This window comes from Paenibacillus sp. 2TAB19 (assembly GCF_052115185.1).
Taxonomy (GTDB): Bacteria; Bacillota; Bacilli; order Paenibacillales; family Paenibacillaceae; genus Pristimantibacillus.
Genome location: NZ_JBFRGE010000217.1, coordinates 1 through 737, shown reverse-complemented (window position 1 = coordinate 737; position 737 = coordinate 1). Strand labels below are relative to the sequence as shown.

Sequence of the window (737 nt, the reverse complement as noted above, 5' to 3'; positions counted from 1 at the left end):
CAGCTGGGTTTCCCCATTCGGAAATCCCCGGATCAAAGCCTGCTTACGGCTCCCCGAGGCGGTATCGTTGTTCGCCACGTCCTTCTTCGGCTCCTGGTGCCTAGGCATCCTCCGTGCGCTCTTAATAGCTTAACCTAGCGTCGTTCCGGTTGATTCGGCTTGCTCGCCTTTTTCATTTTGTTTCTTCGATCTCCTAAGACATCAAATGGTTGAAACAAATTGAAAACATGTCGAGACAATCWCGAACAACCTTCACTAGCGTTAATAAATATCCAGCTAAAGGATGTTTCAGCAATTCTTTTCTTTCGTTATCCAGTTTTCAARGTGCAATGTTCAACATTTTCCCGAAGGAAAAGTTGTTGGTGGAGCCAAGCGGGATCGAACCGCTGACCTCCTGCTTGCAAGGCAGGCGCTCTCCCAGCTGAGCTATGGCCCCATAATGGGTACCGACTTCTCAGAGTCGATAGTGGTGGGCCTTAGTGGACTCGAACCACCGACCTCACCCTTATCAGGGGTGCGCTCTAACCAGCTGAGCTAAAGGCCCTCGGGTATTCCGTTTTGGACTACCTTAGTTTGAAAGACGATTAGTCTTTCAAAACTGACAACGAGCGAGCAATAAACCTGCCTGAGAGTATTGCTGTTGTGGAAGCGATGCTTCCTATCCGAACCTCATCGGGTTCGGGTATWTCCTTAGAAAGGAGGTGATCCAGCCGCACCTTCCGATACGGCTACCTTGT

Annotated in this window: 2 tRNA genes and 1 rRNA gene; all 3 read right to left on the bottom strand. The window is 49.9% G+C overall.

Features of this window, described 5'->3' with window-relative positions:
• Positions 1-135, bottom strand: a 23S ribosomal RNA gene (locus AB4Z33_RS31120); the annotation flags it as partial.
• Between the two features lie 225 nt (positions 136-360).
• Positions 361-436: transfer RNA gene (locus AB4Z33_RS31115), tRNA-Ala, on the bottom strand.
• A 31-nt stretch (positions 437-467) separates the two neighbouring features.
• Positions 468-544: transfer RNA gene (locus AB4Z33_RS31110), tRNA-Ile, on the bottom strand.
• Positions 545-737 lie beyond the last annotated feature (193 nt).